Origin of the sequence: Streptomyces cupreus (assembly GCF_014257025.1) — a bacterium.
In the GTDB taxonomy this organism is placed as follows: Bacteria; Actinomycetota; Actinomycetes; order Streptomycetales; family Streptomycetaceae; genus Streptomyces; species Streptomyces cupreus.
On record NZ_JACMSF010000076.1, the window covers coordinates 12,676 to 32,029 of the forward strand.

Below are 19,354 nucleotides of genomic sequence, written 5' to 3' on the forward strand. Positions count from 1 at the left end.
GTCCCCCTCTGTTCACCCTTCCGTGCAGGCGCTCGGAGTGAACCGAGGGAGCGGAAGGGGGCGCGTTCCCCGCGCGATCTGTCCCGCTGATCATCCGGCGCCTACCGTCGAAGACAGGTACGGCGGTACGGCGGGGAGGTTGGACCATGGCGGCACGGGGCCCGCGGCCCGAGGACCGTGCGAAGGACACCCCCGACAACTCCCTGGTCCGCGTGCACGACCTCGCGGGCCGCCCCCGAGGCCTGGGTTTCGTGGCCGACCACCACGGCACGGTGATCACCAGCCACGAGGCGGTCGACGGCCTGCCCCGCCTGGTCCTGCGCGCCGCGCACGAGCGGAGCTGCGTGGTGACGGCCGACGCGGTGACCCCACTGCCCGCCCTGGACCTGGCCCTGATCCGCACGGAGGGCCTTGGCGCGGAGCCCCTGCCGGTGACGGTGAGGGACCATCCAGAGTCCGGCAGATACGTCCGTATCGCCGCAGGCGGCTGGCGCGAGGCACGCGTACTGGGCGCGACGTCCGTGACGTACACGGCATCCGACGGCTTCCACCACCTCGACAACGCCCTGGAACTGGCGATCGGCACGGCAGGCAGGGACGCGCTGCGGCTGGGGGGAGGAGCGGCCGGAGGCCCGGTCCTGGACGCGGAGACCGGCGCGGTGATCGGAGTACTGGGCACGGCGCTGCACAGCGGCGACCGGGACTCGGGATTCGCGGTGCTGCTCCGCCCACCCCCACCATGCCCCCTGGCGGACTTGCTCGCCGAGAACGAGACGACGGTCCCCGCGTACGGCGCCGACCTCAACCTGGCGGGCGTCCTGGAACTGACGGCGACATCGGTGGGCCAGGACGGCCCACCGAGCGAGGCCGAACCGGTGGAACGGCCCTCGGTGGCAAGGCGGTTCGAGGAGTTCACCTCGTGCACGGGGGCCTCGGTCCTCGCCCTGGTGGGCGCACCGGGCAGCGGCCGTACGACAGAACTGGCGGCGCTGGCGGCCCGCCGTCACCGGGGCCCGGCACCGGCCCCCACCCTGTGGCTGCGCGGCGCCGACCTGAAGGCCGACGACAAGTCGGTGGCGGACGCGGCGAGCAGGGCGCTGGAGAGGGCGGCCCGAATCGTCGCGGCGTCACGCGCCATGACACCGACAGACCTCGGCGACCTGACCCCGGAACACCTGGCCCCCACCACGGCCCGCCCTCTGCTGCTCTTGCTGGACGGCCCGGAGGAAATGCCCCCACTCCTCTCCCACCGCCTGGCCGAATGGACGACAGCAACGGCGCAGTGGCTGAGGCATACGGGCGCGAGGCTGGTGGTGGCGTGCAGGGAGGAGTACTGGGAGGGGGCGGGGGCAAAGTTCCCGGAGGGGATGGTTTACGGCGGCACCGCCATGCCGGCGGACGCGCCCTCTCAGCACCGGTCCGCATTTTCAATCACCCGGCGGCTCCCACCCTGCGTACGCCTCACCGACCTGACCCCCACCGAAGCCCACCAGGCCCGCACCCGCTACGGCATCCCCGACCACACCCTCACCCCCCGGGACGCCCGCCACCCCCTCACCCTCCGCCTCCTCTCCGAGGTCCGCACAGCCCTCCCCGACGCCCTCAACACCCCCATCGACCGAGACCAAGTCTTCGCGGCCCACCTGGACCTCATGTGTCTGCGCATCGCGGTGCGCCTGGCCGCGGAGAACGGCCTGCGAGGCACCGCGGTGAAAAGGCTCGCCGCGAAAGTCTCCGGCCAGGTCCACGAGGCCGCCCGCCGCAGCCTCGGCCCGGGCCAGGGCGGACTCGACCGGGAGACCTTCGAGGCGGTGTTCCCCTGGGGCACCGCACCCGCAGGGCTCGGCGGCGGCACCGGCTGGGCCTCCGCCGTACTAGCCGAAGGCCTCCTCGTCCCCGCAGGACACGGCTACCGCTTCGCCCACGAGGAGTTCGCCGACTGGATCCAGGGCACCCACCTCGACCTGGACGAGGCCCTGCGCGCCCTGGTTCACCGCCACCGCACCGAGGACCCCCGCTCCCTCCCCGTACCCCACCACCGCATCGGGCTGGTGGTCGAGGCCCTGCTGCTCCTCGCCCGTCGGCATACGCCCCTCCAACTCGCTCTACGTCTCCAGGAGTTGACCCACGCCCTGGAAGCCGACCCGCACTCCTGGTGGGCCGCCCGCCTCCTTGCCCAGGTCCTGCTGCGCGTACCGGACGCCACGCCTTACACGGACGTACTGCGCACACTCGCCGACCGGATCGTGACCTGGCGGCAGCAACAGCAGCCCGTACCACCGGAGTTCGGCCCCGACTTCTGGACCGCGCTGCCCCTGCCCGACGACACGCGTCTCGAACTGCTCCGGCAGCTCGTCCTGGCCGACACGAAGACCGGCCCCCGTTACCTCGACGCCGTGTCCCGGCTCCTCGCCGCCGACGCCACCGTCGTACAGCCGTATCTCACCCGCTGGTTCCACGACGACCGCCCGCTGCCCGCGACCCCGCACGCCACCGTCGCACGGGCCGCGCAGGCGCTGTTGCACACGCATCGGCACGGCGCGCTGGACGATCTGACGGAGACGCTCGTCGAGGTCGCGCACCGGAGGGCGGACGAGTTGCTGGCCGTGCTGTCGGAGGAGGAACCGTCCGCGATCTGCCGGGCGGTGGACCGGTGGGCGCACGACGAGCGGCCCGCGCGGCGGGTGGCGGCGGTGGCGTACGGACTGCGCGCGGCGGCGCATGTACGCACGACGGCCGACCGTGAGCTCCTCCGGTACGCCGCTCTCACCCTGCTCGCCCGCCCCGCCGACTGCACCCTGTACGGCGGCGCGCTCGCCCTCCTCGTCCACGACCCGCTCACCCGCGCCCGCCATCTCCCGCTCGCGCTACGGCACTTCGCGTCCGGCGATCCGCAGTTCCCGCCGAGCGCGCTGGTCGGCGCCCTCACCACGCACCCCGAGCCGGTCCTCGACGCCTTCCGGGAGCGGTTGCGCCGACCGGACGCGGGCCCGGCGCTGCGCACCCTCGCCGACGTCACCACGCCGTCGCTGGCCCGTCGGGTCGCCGCCCTCGTGCGGGAGGCGGTGGAGCGGCGCCCGGAGCGGGCGGGGGACGTCGCCGCGTACGTGGACCGCCGGCTGGAGCAGGGCCCGGCCGCCCGAGCCGTACTGTTCCCGCTGGTCACCGGGCTGCTCGACGGCGGCTGCGAGCAGGTGCGGGCCGCCCTCGCCGGCGTCCTCGCGGCCCCCGGGACCCCCGCCTCCCGCCCCCTGCGCCATGAACTCCTCGAATTCCTCCTCGCCCACGAGCGTGACCCCGCCGTCCTGGACGCGGTGCTGCACGCGGCGGCTCAGCAGTGCGGCGAGAGCCTGCGCGACCTGGTCCACCGCACCGGGCTGCTGCTGGTCCGCACACCGGACGGGGCGACCCGTTTCGACCGCGGTCTCATCGACCTCGGCCGCCATGTCCCCGGTTTCGCCGCCCGGGTCGCCGACTGGCTCACCGACGAGCCCCAGGACTGGGCCGCCGTGGTGGGCCCCAGCACCCGCCGGATGATCGAGAACCTGGCAGGCGTTCGGGTCCCCGCCTGACTCCGCGCCTCGCACGTGCTACCCGTCACAGCCTCCATGCCGATGCGGGACGGGGGCACGCGGCATGGCACCCTTAGACCTGCGTAGAAGGTAGTGACGGACACGGGTTCGACAAGGAGCGGTCACAGTGCAGCGCTGGCGTGGCTTGGAGGACATCCCCCAGGACTGGGGGCGCAGCGTCGTCACCATCGGTTCCTACGACGGTGTCCACCGCGGGCACCAGCTCATCATCCAGCACACCGTGGATCGCGCCCGCGCACTGGGTCTGCCCGCCGTGGTCGTCACCTTCGACCCGCACCCCAAGGAGGTGCTGCGGCCGGGCACCCACCCGCCCCTGCTCGCCCCGCACCACCGGCGGGCCGAACTCATGGCGGAACTGGGCGTGGACGCGGTTCTGGTGCTGCCGTTCACCATGGAGTTCTCCAACCTCTCCCCGGCGGACTTCATCGTCAAGGTCCTCATCGACAAGCTGCGCGCCAAGGCCGTCGTCGAGGGCCCGAACTTCCGTTTCGGCCACCGCGCGGCGGGTGACGTCGTGTATCTGGCCGAGCTGGGCAAGACGTACGACTTCGATGTCGAGGTCGTCGATCTGTATGTGTCCGGCGAGGCGGGTGGGGGCCAGCCGTTCTCCTCGACGCTGACCCGGCGCCTGGTCATCGAGGGCGATGTCGAGGGCGCCGCGGAGATCCTCGGCCGCCCGCACCGGGTAGAGGGCGTGGTCGTGCGCGGCGCGCAGCGCGGCCGCGAGCTGGGGGTCCCGACGGCGAACGTGGAGACGCTCCCGCACACCGCGATCCCCGCGGACGGCGTCTACGCGGGCTGGCTGCACGCCCAGGGCGAGAAGATGCCGGCCGCGATCTCCGTCGGCACGAACCCGACGTTCGACGGCACCGAGCGCACGGTCGAGGCGCATGTCATCGACCGGGTCGGCCTTGACCTCTACGGCCTGCATGTCGCCGTCGACTTCCTGGCCTTCGTGCGGGGGCAGGTGAAGTTCGACTCCCTCGACGCGCTGATCGAGCGGATGGGGGAGGACATCAAGGTCATCCGCGATCTGACGGCAGCGGCGGAGGTGAAGCGCTAGCCGCCGCTACGACGCCGAAGGGCGGCCGGTGCCTACGGGCACCGGCCGCCCTTTGTCTGTGGCTGCCTACTGCTGCGGGGGCTGCTGGGGGTAGGGGTAGGGCGGCTGGCCCTGCTGCGGGTAGGGCTGACCGGGCTGCTGCTGCATCGGAGGCTGGCCGGGGTGGCCGGGCTGACCAGGCTGGCCGTAGGGCTGACCGGGGGCGTAAGGCTGCTGACCGGGAGCGTACGGCTGTCCGGGAAGCGGCTGTCCCGGCATCGGCGGGGCCGCCACCGGGGGCGGGTTGCCGTCGCTGGTCCACAGGCCGTGTGACTGCTGATGGCGTACGAAGTCCTCGGCGACCATCGCCGCGAGGTTGAAGTACGCCTCCCGCACCTTGGGCCGCATCATGTCGAGGTCCACCTCGGCACCGGCGGAGAGATGCTCGTCGAAGGGCACGACGATGACGCCCCGGCAGCGGGTCTCGAAGTGGCTGACGATGTCCTCGACCTTGATCATCTTGCCGGTCTCCCGCACCCCCGAGATGACGGTGAGGGACCGCGAGACGAGATCGGCGTAGCCGTGCGCCGACAGCCAGTCCAGCGTCGTACTGGCGCTGGACGCACCGTCCACGGACGGCGTCGAGATGATGATGAGCTGGTCGGCGAGGTCCAGCACACCGCGCATGGCGGAGTAGAGCAGACCGGTACCGGAGTCGGTGAGGATGATCGGGTACTGCTTGCCCAGTACGTCGATGGCGCGCCGGTAGTCCTCGTCGTTGAAGGTTGTGGACACGGCGGGGTCGACGTCGTTGGCGATGATCTCAAGCCCGGACGACGCCTGGGACGTGAACCGGCGGATGTCCATGTACGAGTTGAGGTACGGGATCGCCTGGACGAGGTCACGGATGGTCGCCCCGGTCTCCCGCCGCACACGCCGGCCGAGCGTACCGGCGTCCGGGTTGGCGTCGATGGCCAGGATCTTGTCCTGCCGCTCGGTGGCGAGCGTCGAACCGAGCGCGGTGGTCGTGGTCGTCTTTCCGACACCGCCCTTGAGACTGATGACGGCGATCCGATAGCAGGACAGCACCGGCGTACGGATCAGCTCCAGCTTCCGCTGCCGCTCGGCCTCCTCCTTCTTCCCGCCGATCTTGAACCGCCCACCAGCTGCGGCGGGCCGCCCGCTCTTCGCCTTCTGCTTCTTGTTGTTGAGCAGCCGGTCGGAGGACAACTCCACGGCAGCGGTGTAACCGAGCGGCGCGGCCCCGGGGTTGGTCGGCTGCCGCTGATCATGCTGCATGGGCTGAGGCCAGACGGCACCGGCGCGGGGGTCTGTGGGGGGCTGGGGCTGCGGGGGCACGCCGGGGTGGGGCTGCTGCGGCTGGGCCTCGGGGGGCACGCCCTGCTGGTGCACGCCGGGCGCCTGCGGCTGGCCCTGTTGGGGCATGCCGGGATGCGCGGGGGCCTGGCCCGGTACGGGACCGGGCTGGACCGGCGGCTGCGGGAAGCCGTAACCGCCGGGCTGGGCGGGGGAGTTGGGGTCACCGGGTGCGGGCTGCTGCGCGGGCTGTCCGGGCTGCTGCGTGGGGGCTGCGGGGGTGCCGGGCTGGGGGAAGCCGTATCCGCTCTGGGGGTTGGGGGCCGGGGCGCTGGCGGGCGGCTGGGCGGGGGGCTGCTGCGCGGCCGGTGCGGGGGTACCGGGCTGGGGGAAGCCGTAGCCGCCCTGCGGCGTGGGTGCCGGGCTGAGGGTGTCGGCGGGCTGCTGTGCGGGGGCTGCGGGGGTGCCGGGCTGGGGGAAGCCGTAGCCGCCCTGGGGCGTGGGTGTCGGGCTGGGGGCGTCGGTCGGCTGTGGGGCCGGGGGCTGCTGCGCGGGCGCGGTGGGGGCGCCGGGTTGGGGGAAGCCGTAGCCGCCCTGCGGGTTGGGTACGGGAGCGGGCTGTGGGAAGCCGGGGGCCGGCTGCTGCGGGGGCGTCGGCGGCTGGTTCCAGGCCGCGGGCGCGGGCTGCGGGGCCTGCGGCTGGAACGGAGGCTGCTGGGCGGGGGCGGGCTGCTGCTGCGCCGCCGCGGGCTGCGGCTCGGGAGCCACCGGCTCCGGCTGCTGTACGGGCCACTGGGGCGCCGACGTGGGGGCCGCGGGCTGGTACGACGGCGGCAGCGGCGGCACCCCGGCCTGCGGCGCCGGCGGGGGAGTCCAGGCGGGAGCCGCGTCCTGCGGCTCGGCGTCGGCGGGTACGGCGTCTTCGGGCTCCGCGTCGGCGGGTACGGCATCTTCCGGCTCGGCGTCGGGCTGGTCCTCGTCCGTCGGCTCGGCCTCATCGGCTACGGCGTCCTCCGGCGCGGCGGAGTCAGACGGCCCCGTCTCCGCGAACTCCGGCTCGGAAGGCTCGGCGTCCACGGGCTCGACGTCCAGCGCCTCCGCATCATCCGGTTCCGCGTCCAGGGGCTCGACGTCCAGCGCCTTCGCGTCATCCGGTTCCGCGTCCGCAGGCTCGATGTTCAGCGCCTCCGCGTCAGCCCGCTCCGCGTCAGCCGGTTCCGCGTCCGCGGGCTCGGTCTCCACGGAGTCCGTTTCGGCCGTAGCGACAGCGGAGTCCTGGTCCTCGGACGCCTCCTCCTGCTCCACCTCGTCCGAAGCGTCTTCCTGAAGCTCGACCTCAGCCTCTGCCTCGGCGGACTCGTCGGCCTCGGACGCAGCATCCTCGCCCTCATCCTCATCCGCCGACCGCAGCCGCGCCCCGGCCTCCGCCGCGCGCTCCTCGATCTCCCGCTTCAACGCGACCGCGGAGAACCGCATCGTGGCGCCGCTCTCCAGATCGCCGTTCCCGGAGTCGGACTCCTCGGCGGCCGGAGCCGTGGAAGAGGCCTCGGAAGGCGCGGAAGCCGGCGTGCTCCACTGCGACTGGAACCCGCCCACGGGAATGCTCGGCACGGCCATAGGCGAAGCGGCGTCAGCGGAGGGAGCCGGAGGAGCCGCGGGCGGCTCAGCAGGCGTCCCCTGCGGCTCGAACCCGCTCCCCACCGGCAACTTGGGCACCGCGACCGGCCCCCCAGCAGCAGGCGGAGGCGGCGTGAACGGCGCACCGGGCGCCGGCGCGGGCCGAGTGAAAGGCGCCCCGGGCGCAGGCTGCGCCGGAGGAGCGGGCGAAGTGAATGGCGCCCCCGGAGCCGGTGACCCCTGCGGAACAGGCGGCGTCAGCCCCGGCAGCGAGGAAGGCAGCGACGTAGGAGAGGGAGTGAACGACGGCGGAGCGGCAGGACCACCCGCACCCGCAGCCGGGGCTCCCGAGGAACCCGCAGAACCCGCAGAACCTGAAGCACCCGTAGAACCCGAACCACCCTCGTCCCGCCCCGCCCCGGCGGAGCCACTCGCGTTCTGGGTGTACCAGGCAGGCGGCGCATAGTCGATGGTGAACTCGCCCGTGACCTCGTTCGCCGACTCCGCGTCGGGCTGGTCATCGCCGGGTGTGGCCCAGCCCCCGCGGATCCCGTCCCGATCGCTGCTCACAGTTCCTCCTGGTGTGGTCGAGCACCCCCATGCCGTGCCGGGGCGACCATTGCTCGTCGTCCGAAGTCGTTCGAGGTCGTCCGTTCCAGTCGGCTCTCCCCCTGGGCCACCGACGCCCCGTCCACGGGTCTGGCGTCGCGCCCGGTCCCAGCCTAATCACCACAGGCATCACCTCGGCAGGCCCGTCCGCCCCCGAGCACTTGCCCACTGCGTCACAGCCTGCCCCGAAGTGGCGTACGCAGCCCTCCTATTGGTGAACAAACCGGACGACACCTGTGAACAATCCGGAACGAAAGCGAAGCAAGCGATCAAGTCGGCCCGCCGAATCCCGCCGCCGCACAAGCGAATTGGCGGCCGCGGGGCAGCCCCGGACAAGGCGCCCCCACGACCGCCCCTCGATCACTCCGCGTCAAGACCGCCGTTGTGCGGCGCCGGTTCCAAGTCGAACTCCCCGTCCCGCGCACCCAGCACGAAGGCCCGCCACTCCGCCTCCGTATAACGCAGCACCGTCTCCGGTTCCAGCGACGACCGCATCGCCACCGCCCCACCGGGCAGGTACGCGATCTCCACCCGCTCCTCATGCGTCTCCGTGCCCGGCGCGCTCTGCCACTCGACGCCCGAGATGTCGAGGGCGTACAGCTCGTCCCGCTCCCGCTCCTTGCGCGCCTTGATCTCCTCTTCCGTCTCCGCCATGCCCAGCGACCCCTTCCAGACTTCCGACGTACGGGCCATCCCGACGTACGAATGATCGGCGCGCTCACCCTAGTGGCCCATTCGCCGCGACCAGGGCGGTTCCGGAACCGATGCGAGGGCGCCCACCTCTGGCTGGTACCCTGAGTGACGGCCGTTTGTGTACGCACCCCCGGAGCGCTCGCTCTGGAGGCCGCGCCCAGCGGATCCCCGCCTTCCGAGTCATGGAAGATCCCCCGCGATGCAGACCGGGGGCACTCGGTGGCCCATCACAGACTATGAGGAGTACGCGTGCCGCTCGACGCCGCTACGAAGAAGCAGATCATCAGCGAGTTCGGTCAGAAGGAGGGCGACACCGGCTCCCCCGAGGTCCAGGTCGCCATGCTTTCGCGCCGGATCTCCGACCTGACCGAGCACCTCAAGACCCACAAGCACGACCACCACTCCCGCCGTGGTCTGCTGATCCTGGTCGGTCAGCGCCGCCGGCTGCTGCAGTACCTCGCCAAGAAGGACATCCAGCGCTTCCGTGCGCTGGTCGACCGCCTCGGCATCCGCCGTGGTGCTGCGGGCGCCAAGTAAGACGCCGTGAGGGGAGCGGTTCCCGGAAGGATCGGGAGCCGCTCCCTTCGCCGTACGTACGGAAACGTGCGGAGTGTCACACCCGCTTTGTAGTGTGGTAGCACAACGCAGTAACGAGGAGAAGTGCACCTCGCCGCCGCCGGTCCTCGGTAGTGGCCCCCGGGCGATGCGAACCCCGGGTGCTTCGATCGAAGACCGGCCCGCACCAGATGGAGCGCTTCTCCGACCACGTCCCCCCGCCACACGGGCGGATCGGGACAAAAGACGAAAAGTAACGGAGAAAACGCTAGTGGAGAACGAGACCCACTACGCCGAGGCCGTCATCGACAATGGCGCCTTCGGCACCCGTACCATCCGCTTCGAGACGGGCCGCCTGGCCAAGCAGGCCGCCGGTTCCGCCGTGGCGTACCTGGACGACGACACCATGGTGCTGTCGGCCACCACCGCCTCCAAGAACCCCAAGGACCAGCTCGACTTCTTCCCGCTGACGGTGGACGTCGAGGAGCGGATGTACGCCGCCGGCAAGATCCCCGGCAGCTTCTTCCGCCGTGAGGGCCGTCCCTCCGAGGACGCCATCCTCACCTGCCGCCTCATCGACCGCCCGCTGCGCCCGTCCTTCAAGAAGGGCCTGCGCAACGAGATCCAGGTCGTCGCCACGATCATGGCGCTCAACCCCGACCACCTGTACGACGTCGTGGCGATCAACGCCGCCTCCGCGTCCACGCAGCTGGCCGGTCTGCCCTTCTCCGGCCCGATCGGCGGCGTCCGCGTCGCGCTGATCAACGGCCAGTGGGTGGCGTTCCCGACGCACACCGAGCTTGAGGACGCCGTCTTCGACATGGTCGTCGCGGGCCGCACCCTGGAGGACGGCGACGTCGCGATCATGATGGTCGAGGCCGAGGCCACCGACAAGACCATCCAGCTGGTCAAGGGCGGCGCCGAGGCGCCGACCGAGGAGGTCGTCGCCGCCGGTCTGGACGCCGCGAAGCCCTTCATCAAGGTGCTGTGCAAGGCCCAGGCCGACCTCGCCGCGAAGGCCGCCAAGCCGACCGCCGAGTTCCCGATCTTCCTCGACTACCAGGACGACGTCCTGGAGGCGCTGACCGGGGCCGTCAAGCCCGAGCTCGCCCAGGCGCTCACCATCGCCGGCAAGCAGGAGCGCGAGTCCGAGCTGGACCGTGTCAAGGCGCTCGCCGCCGAGAAGCTCCTGCCGGAGTTCGAGGGCCGCGAGAAGGAGATCTCCGCCGCGTACCGCTCCCTGACCAAGCAGCTCGTCCGCGAGCGCGTGATCAAGGAGAAGAAGCGCATCGACGGCCGCGGTGTCACCGACATCCGCACGCTGGCCGCCGAGGTCGAGGCCATCCCGCGCGTGCACGGCTCCGCCGTGTTCGAGCGTGGCGAGACCCAGATCCTGGGCGTCACGACGCTGAACATGCTCCGCATGGAGCAGCAGCTGGACACGCTGTCGCCGGTGACGCGCAAGCGTTACATGCACAACTACAACTTCCCGCCGTACTCCACCGGCGAGACCGGCCGCGTCGGCTCCCCGAAGCGCCGCGAGATCGGCCACGGCGCCCTCGCCGAGCGCGCCCTGGTGCCGGTCCTGCCGACGCGCGAGGAGTTCCCGTACGCGATCCGCCAGGTCTCCGAGGCGCTGAGCTCCAACGGCTCGACGTCCATGGGCTCGGTCTGCGCCTCCACCATGTCGCTGCTGAACGCCGGTGTGCCGCTGAAGGCCCCCGTCGCCGGTATCGCCATGGGCCTGATCTCCCAGGAGATCGAGGGCGAGACGCACTACGTCACCCTCACCGACATCCTCGGTGCGGAGGACGCCTTCGGTGACATGGACTTCAAGGTCGCCGGTACGAAGGAGTTCGTGACCGCCCTCCAGCTCGACACCAAGCTGGACGGCATCCCGGCCTCCGTCCTGGCCGCGGCCCTCAAGCAGGCCCGTGACGCCCGCCTCCACATCCTCGACGTGATGATGGAAGCGATCGACACGCCGGACGAGATGTCCCCGAACGCCCCGCGGATCATCACCGTGAAGATCCCGGTGGACAAGATCGGTGAGGTCATCGGCCCCAAGGGCAAGATGATCAACCAGATCCAGGAAGACACCGGCGCCGAGATCACGATCGAGGACGACGGCACCATCTACATCGGTGCCTCCGACGGCCCGGCCGCCGAGGCCGCCCGCACCACGATCAACTCGATCGCCAACCCGACCATGCCGGAGGTCGGCGAGCGCTACCTGGGCACGGTCGTGAAGACGACCACCTTCGGTGCGTTCGTCTCGCTGCTCCCGGGCAAGGACGGTCTGCTGCACATCTCGCAGATCCGCAAGCTCGCAGGCGGCAAGCGCGTGGAGAACGTCGAGGACGTGCTCGGCGTGGGCGCCAAGGTCCAGGTCGAGATCGCCGAGATCGACTCCCGCGGCAAGCTCTCCCTCATCCCGGTGATCGAGGGCGAAGAGGCTGACGCCGACGCTGACAAGAAGGACGACGCCGACAAGTGACGTCGAGTAGCTCCAAGGCGACGGCCCGCACCTCTTCGGAGGCGCGGGCCGTCGCCCGTACCCAAACCCTGATCAAGGGCACCAACGGCATCGGCACCGTCCGTAAGACCACCCTCCCGGGCGGCCTGCGCATCGTCACCGAGACCCTGCCCTCGGTCCGCTCCGCGACCTTCGGTATCTGGGCCCACGTCGGCTCCCGCGACGAGACCCCCTCGCTGAACGGCGCCACGCACTATCTGGAGCACCTGCTCTTCAAGGGCACCCAGCGCCGCTCCGCCCTGGACATCTCCTCGGCCATCGACGCCGTCGGCGGCGAGATGAACGCGTTCACGGCCAAGGAGTACACGTGCTACTACGCACGCGTGCTCGACACCGACCTACCGCTCGCCGTCGACGTCGTCTGCGACATGCTCACGGGCTCGCTGATCCTCGAAGAGGACGTCAACGTCGAGCGCGGCGCGATCCTCGAAGAGATCGCGATGACCGAGGACGACCCGGGCGACTGCGTGCACGACCTCTTCGCGCACACGATGTTCGGCGACAACCCCCTCGGCCGCCCGGTCCTCGGCACGGTCGACACCGTCAACGCCCTCACCGCCGACCGCATCCGCCGCTTCTACAAGAAGCACTACGACCCGACCCACCTGGTCGTGGCGGCCGCGGGCAACATCGACCACAACAAGGTCGTACGACAGGTCCGGGCAGCCTTCGAGAAGGCCCGCGCCCTGAAGAGCCTCGACGTCACGCCGATCGCCCCGCGCGGCGGCAAGCGCGCCCTGCGCACCGCGGGCCGCGTCGAGCTGATCGGCCGTAAGACCGAGCAGGCGCATGTCGTCCTCGGCATGCCGGGCCTCGCCCGCACGGACGAGCGCCGCTGGGCCCTCGGCGTGCTGAACACGGCCCTCGGCGGCGGGATGTCGTCCCGGCTGTTCCAGGAGGTCCGTGAGAAGCGGGGCCTCGCGTACAGCGTGTACTCGTACACCTCCGGCTTCGCTGACTGCGGCCTGTTCGGCGTGTACGCCGGCTGCCGACCCTCGCAGGTGCACGACGTCCTCAAGATCTGCCGCGACGAACTCGACCATGTCGCCCAGCACGGTCTGTCCGACGACGAGATAAACCGCGCCATCGGCCAGCTCCAGGGCTCCACGGTGCTGGGCCTTGAGGACACCGGCGCGCTGATGAACCGTATCGGCAAGAGCGAGCTGTGCTGGGGCGAGCAGATGTCCGTCGACGACATGCTGGCCCGGATAGCCTCGGTCACCCCGGACGACGTCCGCTCGGTGGCCGGGGACATCCTGGGACAGCGGCCCTCGCTGTCGGTCATCGGCCCGCTGAAGGACAAACAGGCGTCCCGTCTGCACGAAGCGGTCGCGTAAGCCTCTCCCGAAGGAAACAAGAAGATGAGCAAGCTGCGAGTGGCGGTCCTAGGTGCCAAGGGCCGGATCGGTTCCGAGGCGGTACGGGCCGTCGAGGCCGCCGAGGACATGGAGCTGGTCGCCGCCCTGAGCCGGGGCGACAAGCTGGAGACCCTGGCCGAGACCGGCGCCCAGGTCGCCGTCGAACTGACCACGCCGGACTCGGTGATGGACAACCTCGACTACTGCGTGAGCCACGGCATCCACGCGGTCGTCGGTACGACGGGCTGGACCGACGAGCGCCTCGCGCAGCTGACCGGCTGGCTGGCCAAGTCCCCGGAGACGGGCGTGCTCATCGCGCCCAACTTCTCCATCGGTGCCGTGCTGACCATGAAGTTCGCGCAGATCGCCGCGCCCTACTTCGAGTCGGTCGAGGTCGTCGAGCTGCACCACCCGAAGAAGGTGGACGCGCCCAGCGGCACCGCCACGCGCACCGCCCAGCTCATCGCCGAGGCCCGCGCCAAGGCCGGCTCGGCCCCCGCGCCGGACGCCACGACCACCGCCCTGGACGGCGCTCGGGGCGCCAGCGTGGACGGCATCCCGGTCCACGCGATCCGGCTGCGGGGCCTGCTGGCCCACCAGGAGGTCCTGCTCGGCGGCGAGGGCGAGACCCTCACCATCCGCCACGACTCCCTGCACCACAGCAGCTTCATGCCGGGCATCCTGCTCGGTGCTCGCCGCGTGGTGGCCACCCCCGGCCTCACCTTCGGCCTGGAACACTTCCTGGACCTGGGCTGACCGACTCATGCGCGCGAAGATCTCCTACGGCATCACGGCCGCCGTCCTGGTCGTCTACTTCGTCCTGGTCGGCAGCCGGGGCGTGATGCTCATCAAGGCCGGCACCCTGGTCACCGTCAGTTTCGGTGTCGCGGTGCTGATCCTGCCGCTGATCGGCCTGTGGTTCCTGTGGAAGAACACCGAGTTCGTCCGCAAGGCCAACCGGCTCGCCGCCGAACTCGACGCCGAAGGCGGCCTGCCCGTCGACGAGTTGAAGCGCACCCCCAGCGGCCGTATCGACCGTGACTCGGCCGACGAGGTCTTCGCCCGCCGCAAGGCCGAGACGGAGGACGCGCCGGACGACTGGCGCAGCTGGTTCCGCCTCGCCGTCGCCTACCACGACGCCCGCGACACCCCGCGCGCCAGGAAGGCGATGCAGCGGGCGATCACGCTGAGGGAGACAGCACGCTGAGCCTCCCCCGTCCTGCGCAGGGGCCCGGTCCGTGTCCACGGACCGGGCCCCTGCGCATGTGCGTCTCAGCCGCGCCCGTTCTCCGCACCCCAGGCCTCGATGGTGTCCGCGGCCCTTTCGAACGCGTCCGGCCGCGCCAGGAAGTCCGCGTTGTGCGTGGTCAGCAGCGGCGCCAGATCGTCCGCGGACCGGTCGGCCCGTACGAGGGTCAGGGCCTGCCCCTGCACGGTGCGCGGCAGTCCGAGCCAGCGCACCGGCTGCTGCACCGTGCGCACCGCGACGACCCGCTCCCAGGGCGTCGTGCGCGTGGCGAAGAAGCCGACATGGCGCAGGCCTCGGGCGCTCACCCACACGCCCATGCGCAGCAGACGCAGCGCGACGGCGATCACGGCCAGCGCGAGGCCGAAGACCACTCCTGCCTCGCCCGGCGTGCCGGTCAGCGCGATGATGACCGCCGCGAACAGCACATAGGAGGCGAGCAGCAGCAGAAGCGCGGCCGCGCCCACCCGCCATGGTCCGGGACGGTAGGGGCGCCGCCAGCGGTCACGGTCGTCGAAGGGCAGTGCGACATCGTCGGCTGCCTCGAAGGCTCGGTCGGCCGTCAGGAAGGGCAGGGGCACGGCTGGTCCTCACTCAATCCATGCTGGGGCTGTGCCCGGTGAGGCTATCGACCTGTGTCCCGGCTCACCACCCCAGGGGTCCGGACGTGGTGGTTCCCGGCCTCAGCGGCCGTCTGCCCGGCGGTCGCCCGCTCTCGGGGCGCCAACACAGACGAGCAGCCGCCGCAAAAAGTGCCCGGTTACGCCGAATTGGCAGAAGTTCTCCGAAGTTGTAGCGGACCGGTACCGAACGCCCCGTTGTCAGTGCCGGGCCGTAGAGTGGGCGCCGCCCGAGTGAAGTGATGGAAGGACCCTCCGAGTCGTGACCGACACCCCCGCCGACGAACTCAAGCCCAGCTTCCGCAGCGATGTCACCGTCGAGCTGGTCAAGCACAGCGCGGCCGACTCCGACGTGCTGTGGGCCGCCCGCGTCTCCACCGCCGGCGAGCAGTCCCTGGACGAGCTGAAGAAGGACCCCGAGCGCTCCAAGGGCCTCATCAACTACCTGATGCGGGACCGGCACGGCAGCCCCTTCGAGCACAACTCGATGACCTTCTTCATCAGCGCCCCGATCTTCGTCTTCCGCGAGTTCATGCGGCACCGCGTGGGCTGGTCGTACAACGAGGAGTCGGGCCGGTACCGGGAGCTCCAGCCGGTCTTCTACGTCCCCGACGAGTCCCGCAAGCTCGTCCAGGAGGGCCGCCCGGGCAAGTACGTCTTCGTGGAGGGCACCCAGGCCCAGCAGGAGCTGGTCGGCCGGGTCATGGAGGACTCGTACCGCCAGGCCTACGAGTCCTACCAGGAGATGCTCGCCGCCGGCGTCGCCCGCGAGGTCGCCCGCGCGGTCCTCCCGGTCGGCCTGTTCTCCTCGATGTACGCCACCTGCAACGCCCGCTCGCTGATGCACTTCCTCGGCCTGCGCACCCAGCACGAGCTGGCGAAGGTCCCCTCCTTCCCGCAGCGGGAGATCGAGATGGTCGGCGAGAAGATGGAGGCGGAGTGGGCCAAGCTCATGCCGCTCACCTACGCGGCCTTCAATGCGAACGGACGTATGGCGCCGTAGCGTACTTGAGTTCCCGGCCTGGCACGGATGTGCGCATCAGCCTCATGAATTGCCCGTATTGCGGCATTTGGTGAAGTTCATCTAGCCTGATCAAACGGACCCGGCACTGCTTGAACCCCCGAGCAGGCAGTGCCGGGCTCCACCTTTGTCCTGACTTTTCCCACACCCCTAGGGCAGACCACGCCTTGAGCAGCGAGTAGCGTGTAACCCATGGCTCCGACCTCCACTCCGCAGACCCCCTTCGGGCGGGTCCTCACCGCTATGGTCACGCCCTTCACGGCGGACGGCGCACTCGACCTCGACGGCGCACAGCGGCTCGCCACGCACCTGGTGGACGCAGGCAACGACGGCCTGATCATCAACGGCACCACCGGCGAGTCCCCCACCACCAGCGACGCGGAGAAATCGGATCTCGTACGAGCCGTACTGGAGGCGGTCGGCGACCGCGCCCACATCGTGGCCGGCGTCGGCACCAACGACACCCACCACAGCCTTCAGCTCGCCCGCCAGGCCGAGAAGACCGGCGCCCACGGCCTGCTGATCGTCACGCCGTACTACAACAAGCCCCCACAGGACGGCCTGTACCGGCACTTCAAGACCATCGCCGACGCCACCGAGCTGCCGGTCATGCTCTACGACATCCCCGGCCGCAGCGGCGTCCCGATCAGCACCGAGACACTCGTCCGGCTCGCCGAGCACCCCCGGATCGTCGCCAACAAGGACGCCAAGGGCGACCTGGGCCGCGCAAGCTGGGCCATCGCGCGCTCCGGCCTCGCCTGGTACTCCGGCGACGACATGCTGAACCTGCCGCTGCTCTCCGTGGGCGCGGTCGGCTTCGTCTCCGTCGTCGGCCATGTCGTCACCCCCGAGCTGCGCGCCCTCGTCGACGCGTACACCAGCGGTGACGTCCAGAAGGCGACCGAGATCCACCAGAAGCTGCTCCCGGTCTACACGGGCATGTTCCGCACCCAGGGCGTCATGACCACCAAGGCCGCGCTCACCCTCCAGGGCCTGCCCGCGGGACCGCTGCGCGCCCCGATGATCGAGTGCTCGCCCGAGGAGATCGAACAGCTCAAGATCGATCTTGCCGCCGGCGGGGTACAGCTCTAGCACCAGACTTCGCGCGGGCGCCCGCGCACCGACTTCACAACTGAATAAGCAGGCCACCGGTGTCTGCGCCACAACGACAACTGCTTCTGCACGAACGTCACGCGCGCCACGTGCCCACCGGTACGTGGCGCGTGTGGTTGAGGAGAGTCTTTTGAGTCATCCGCATCCTGAACTCGGCCCGCCCCCGCCGCTCCCCGAAGGCGGCCTGCGGGTCACCCCGCTAGGCGGTCTCGGCGAAATCGGCCGAAACATGACGGTCTTCGAATACGGCGGCCGCCTGCTGATCGTCGACTGCGGAGTGCTCTTCCCCGAGGAGGAGCAGCCTGGAATCGACCTGATCCTGCCGGACTTCTCGTCCATCCGGGACCGCCTCGACGACATCGAGGGCATCGTCCTCACCCACGGTCACGAGGACCACATCGGCGGAGTCCCGTTCCTGCTCCGCGAGAAGCCGGACATCCCGCTGATCGGCTCCAAGCTGACCCTCGCGCTCATCGAGGCCAAGCTCCAGGAGCACCGCATCCGCCCGTACACCCTTGAGGTGGCGGAGGGAAACCGTGAGCGCATCGGCCCCTTCGACTGCGAGTTCGTCGCGGTCAACCACTCCATCCCCGACGCCCTGGCCGTCGCCATCCGCACCCCTGCGGGCATGGTGGTCCACACGGGTGACTTCAAGATGGACCAACTCCCGCTGGACAGCCGGCTGACGGATCTGCACGCGTTCGCACGCCTGAGCGAGGAGGGCATCGACCTTCTCCTCAGCGACTCGACGAACGCCGAAGTCCCGGGTTTCGTTCCGCCGGAGCGCGAGATCTCCAACGTCCTGCGCCAGGTCTTCGCCGGTGCCCGCAAGCGGATCATCGTGGCGAGCTTCGCCAGCCACGTCCACCGCATCCAGCAGATCCTGGACGCGGCCCACGAGTACGGCCGCCGGGTCGCCTTCGTCGGCCGCTCAATGGTCCGCAACATGGGCATCGCGAGGGACCTCGGCTACCTGAAGGTCCCGCCGGGCCTGGTGGTCGACGTGAAGACGCTGGACAACCTCCCGGACAGCGAGATCGTGCTGGTCTGCACGGGCTCGCAGGGCGAACCGATGGCCGCCCTGTCGAGGATGGCCAACCGGGACCACCAGATCCGCATCGTCGACGGCGACACGGTGATCCTGGCGTCGTCGCTCATCCCCGGCAACGAGAACGCGGTCTACCGCGTGATCAACGGCCTGACCCGCTGGGGCGCGAACGTCGTCCACAAGGGCAACGCCAAGGTGCATGTCTCGGGCCACGCGTCCGCGGGCGAGCTCCTGTACTTCTACAACATCTGCCGCCCGAAGAACCTGATGCCGGTCCACGGCGAATGGCGGCATCTGCGCGCCAACGCCGAGCTGGGCGCCCTCACCGGCGTCCCGCACGACCGCATCGTCATCGCCGAGGACGGCGTAGCCGTCGACCTCATCGAGGGCAAGGCCAAGATCTCCGGCAAGGTCCATGCGGGTTACGTCTACGTCGACGGCCTCTCCGTCGGTGACGTCGGCGAGCCGGCGCTGAAGGACCGGAAGATCCTCGGCGACGAGGGCATCATCTCGGTCTTCGTGGTTGTGGACTCCTCCACCGGCAAGATCACGGGCGGCCCGCACATCCAGGCGCGCGGCTCCGGCATCGAGGACTCCGTCTTCGGGGACGTCATCCCGAAGATCGCGGAGGCTCTGGAGCGCTCGGCACAGGACGGCGTGGTGGAGCCCCACCAGCTCCAGCAGCTCATCCGCCGCACACTCGGCAAGTGGGTCTCCGACACCTATCGCCGCAGGCCGATGATCCTGCCTGTGGTGGTGGAGGTCTGACGGACCGTCGGCCCTCGTACGCGTGAACCCGGAGCGGGGCGCCTCGATTTGCATCGAGGCGCCCCGCTCCAGTACGTTTACGGCTCCGCCTGAACGGGAACCCGGCCGCCTCGTGCGCCGGAACCAGTTCTCGAAGGGGGCGGGAAATCCGACTCAGAACTTCTGATAAAGTCGGAGCCGCCGGAAAGGGAAACGCGAAAGCGGGAACCTGGAAAGCA

At 70.5% G+C, this 19,354-nt stretch carries 13 protein-coding genes; 10 read left to right on the forward strand and 3 right to left on the reverse strand.

The genetic code is table 11. From position 1 onward, the window contains the following. Positions 1-146: 146 nt before the first annotated feature. Positions 147-3,572, forward strand: a complete 3,426-nt coding sequence (locus H4N64_RS38955; protein ID WP_186287348.1) for a trypsin-like peptidase domain-containing protein — start codon at positions 147-149, stop codon at positions 3,570-3,572. Positions 3,573-3,699: 127 nt separating this feature from the next. Next, entirely contained in the window at positions 3,700-4,656 is a 957-nt protein-coding gene (locus tag H4N64_RS38960; protein WP_186287349.1) for a bifunctional riboflavin kinase/FAD synthetase, read from the forward strand. Between the two features lie 66 nt (positions 4,657-4,722). Here H4N64_RS38960 and H4N64_RS38965 read toward each other — a convergent pair whose 3' ends face one another. Both H4N64_RS38965 and H4N64_RS38970 read right to left on the reverse strand, forming a co-directional pair. Next, on the reverse strand, positions 4,723-8,139 hold the full coding sequence (locus H4N64_RS38965; RefSeq protein ID WP_186287350.1) for an SCO5717 family growth-regulating ATPase: 3,417 nt from the start codon (positions 8,137-8,139) through the stop codon (positions 4,723-4,725). Between the two features lie 399 nt (positions 8,140-8,538). Beyond that, a complete protein-coding gene (locus H4N64_RS38970) occupies positions 8,539-8,832 on the reverse strand; it encodes a DUF397 domain-containing protein (protein ID WP_186287351.1) in 294 nt (97 codons plus the stop codon). 288 nt (positions 8,833-9,120) lie between these two features. On the opposite strand from H4N64_RS38970, the gene rpsO reads away from it, so the two are divergent. The 5 genes from rpsO (at position 9,121) to H4N64_RS38995 (ending at position 14,527) form a co-directional block, all read left to right on the forward strand. Next, positions 9,121-9,408, forward strand: a complete 288-nt coding sequence (gene rpsO, locus H4N64_RS38975; protein ID WP_015657483.1) for a 30S ribosomal protein S15 — start codon at positions 9,121-9,123, stop codon at positions 9,406-9,408. Between the two features lie 289 nt (positions 9,409-9,697). Further along, the gene (locus tag H4N64_RS38980; protein ID WP_186287352.1) at positions 9,698-11,923 is read left to right on the forward strand and encodes a polyribonucleotide nucleotidyltransferase; all 2,226 of its coding nucleotides are present in this window, start codon (positions 9,698-9,700) and stop codon (positions 11,921-11,923) included. Beyond that, the gene (locus H4N64_RS38985) at positions 11,920-13,299 is read left to right on the forward strand and encodes an insulinase family protein (protein WP_186287353.1); all 1,380 of its coding nucleotides are present in this window, start codon (positions 11,920-11,922) and stop codon (positions 13,297-13,299) included. Before H4N64_RS38980 ends, H4N64_RS38985 begins: the two co-directional genes overlap by 4 nt. Before the next feature lie 24 nt (positions 13,300-13,323). After that, a complete protein-coding gene (gene dapB, locus H4N64_RS38990; RefSeq protein WP_186287354.1) occupies positions 13,324-14,076 on the forward strand; it encodes a 4-hydroxy-tetrahydrodipicolinate reductase in 753 nt (250 codons plus the stop codon). 7 nt (positions 14,077-14,083) lie between these two features. Continuing rightward, a complete protein-coding gene (locus H4N64_RS38995) occupies positions 14,084-14,527 on the forward strand; it encodes a hypothetical protein (RefSeq protein WP_186287355.1) in 444 nt (147 codons plus the stop codon). A gap of 65 nt (positions 14,528-14,592) precedes the next feature. Here H4N64_RS38995 and H4N64_RS39000 read toward each other — a convergent pair whose 3' ends face one another. Continuing rightward, positions 14,593-15,147, reverse strand: coding sequence for a hypothetical protein (locus H4N64_RS39000; RefSeq protein ID WP_186287356.1), 555 nt, complete (start codon positions 15,145-15,147; stop codon positions 14,593-14,595). A gap of 301 nt (positions 15,148-15,448) precedes the next feature. Between H4N64_RS39000 and thyX the strand changes: the two genes are divergently transcribed. The 3 genes from thyX (at position 15,449) to H4N64_RS39015 (ending at position 19,136) form a co-directional block, all read left to right on the forward strand. Beyond that, a complete protein-coding gene (gene thyX, locus H4N64_RS39005; protein WP_186287357.1) occupies positions 15,449-16,189 on the forward strand; it encodes an FAD-dependent thymidylate synthase in 741 nt (246 codons plus the stop codon). A gap of 210 nt (positions 16,190-16,399) precedes the next feature. Continuing rightward, positions 16,400-17,299, forward strand: a complete 900-nt coding sequence (gene dapA, locus H4N64_RS39010) for a 4-hydroxy-tetrahydrodipicolinate synthase (protein ID WP_186287358.1) — start codon at positions 16,400-16,402, stop codon at positions 17,297-17,299. 151 nt (positions 17,300-17,450) lie between these two features. Next, positions 17,451-19,136 (forward strand): ribonuclease J, encoded by a 1,686-nt coding sequence (locus H4N64_RS39015; protein ID WP_186287359.1) that lies wholly within the window; start codon positions 17,451-17,453, stop codon positions 19,134-19,136. Positions 19,137-19,354 lie beyond the last annotated feature (218 nt).

Excerpts from the sequence above, each read along its gene's own strand:
- H4N64_RS38995 (WP_186287355.1), top strand. The coding sequence starts at position 14,084 with ATGCGCGCGAAGATCTCCTACGGCATCACGGCCGCCGTCCTGGTCGTC.
- H4N64_RS38955 (WP_186287348.1), top strand. The coding sequence starts at position 147 with ATGGCGGCACGGGGCCCGCGGCCCGAGGACCGTGCGAAGGACACCCCC.
- dapA (WP_186287358.1), top strand. The coding sequence starts at position 16,400 with ATGGCTCCGACCTCCACTCCGCAGACCCCCTTCGGGCGGGTCCTCACC.
- dapB (WP_186287354.1), top strand. The coding sequence starts at position 13,324 with ATGAGCAAGCTGCGAGTGGCGGTCCTAGGTGCCAAGGGCCGGATCGGT.
- H4N64_RS38970 (WP_186287351.1), bottom strand. The coding sequence starts at position 8,832 with ATGGCGGAGACGGAAGAGGAGATCAAGGCGCGCAAGGAGCGGGAGCGG.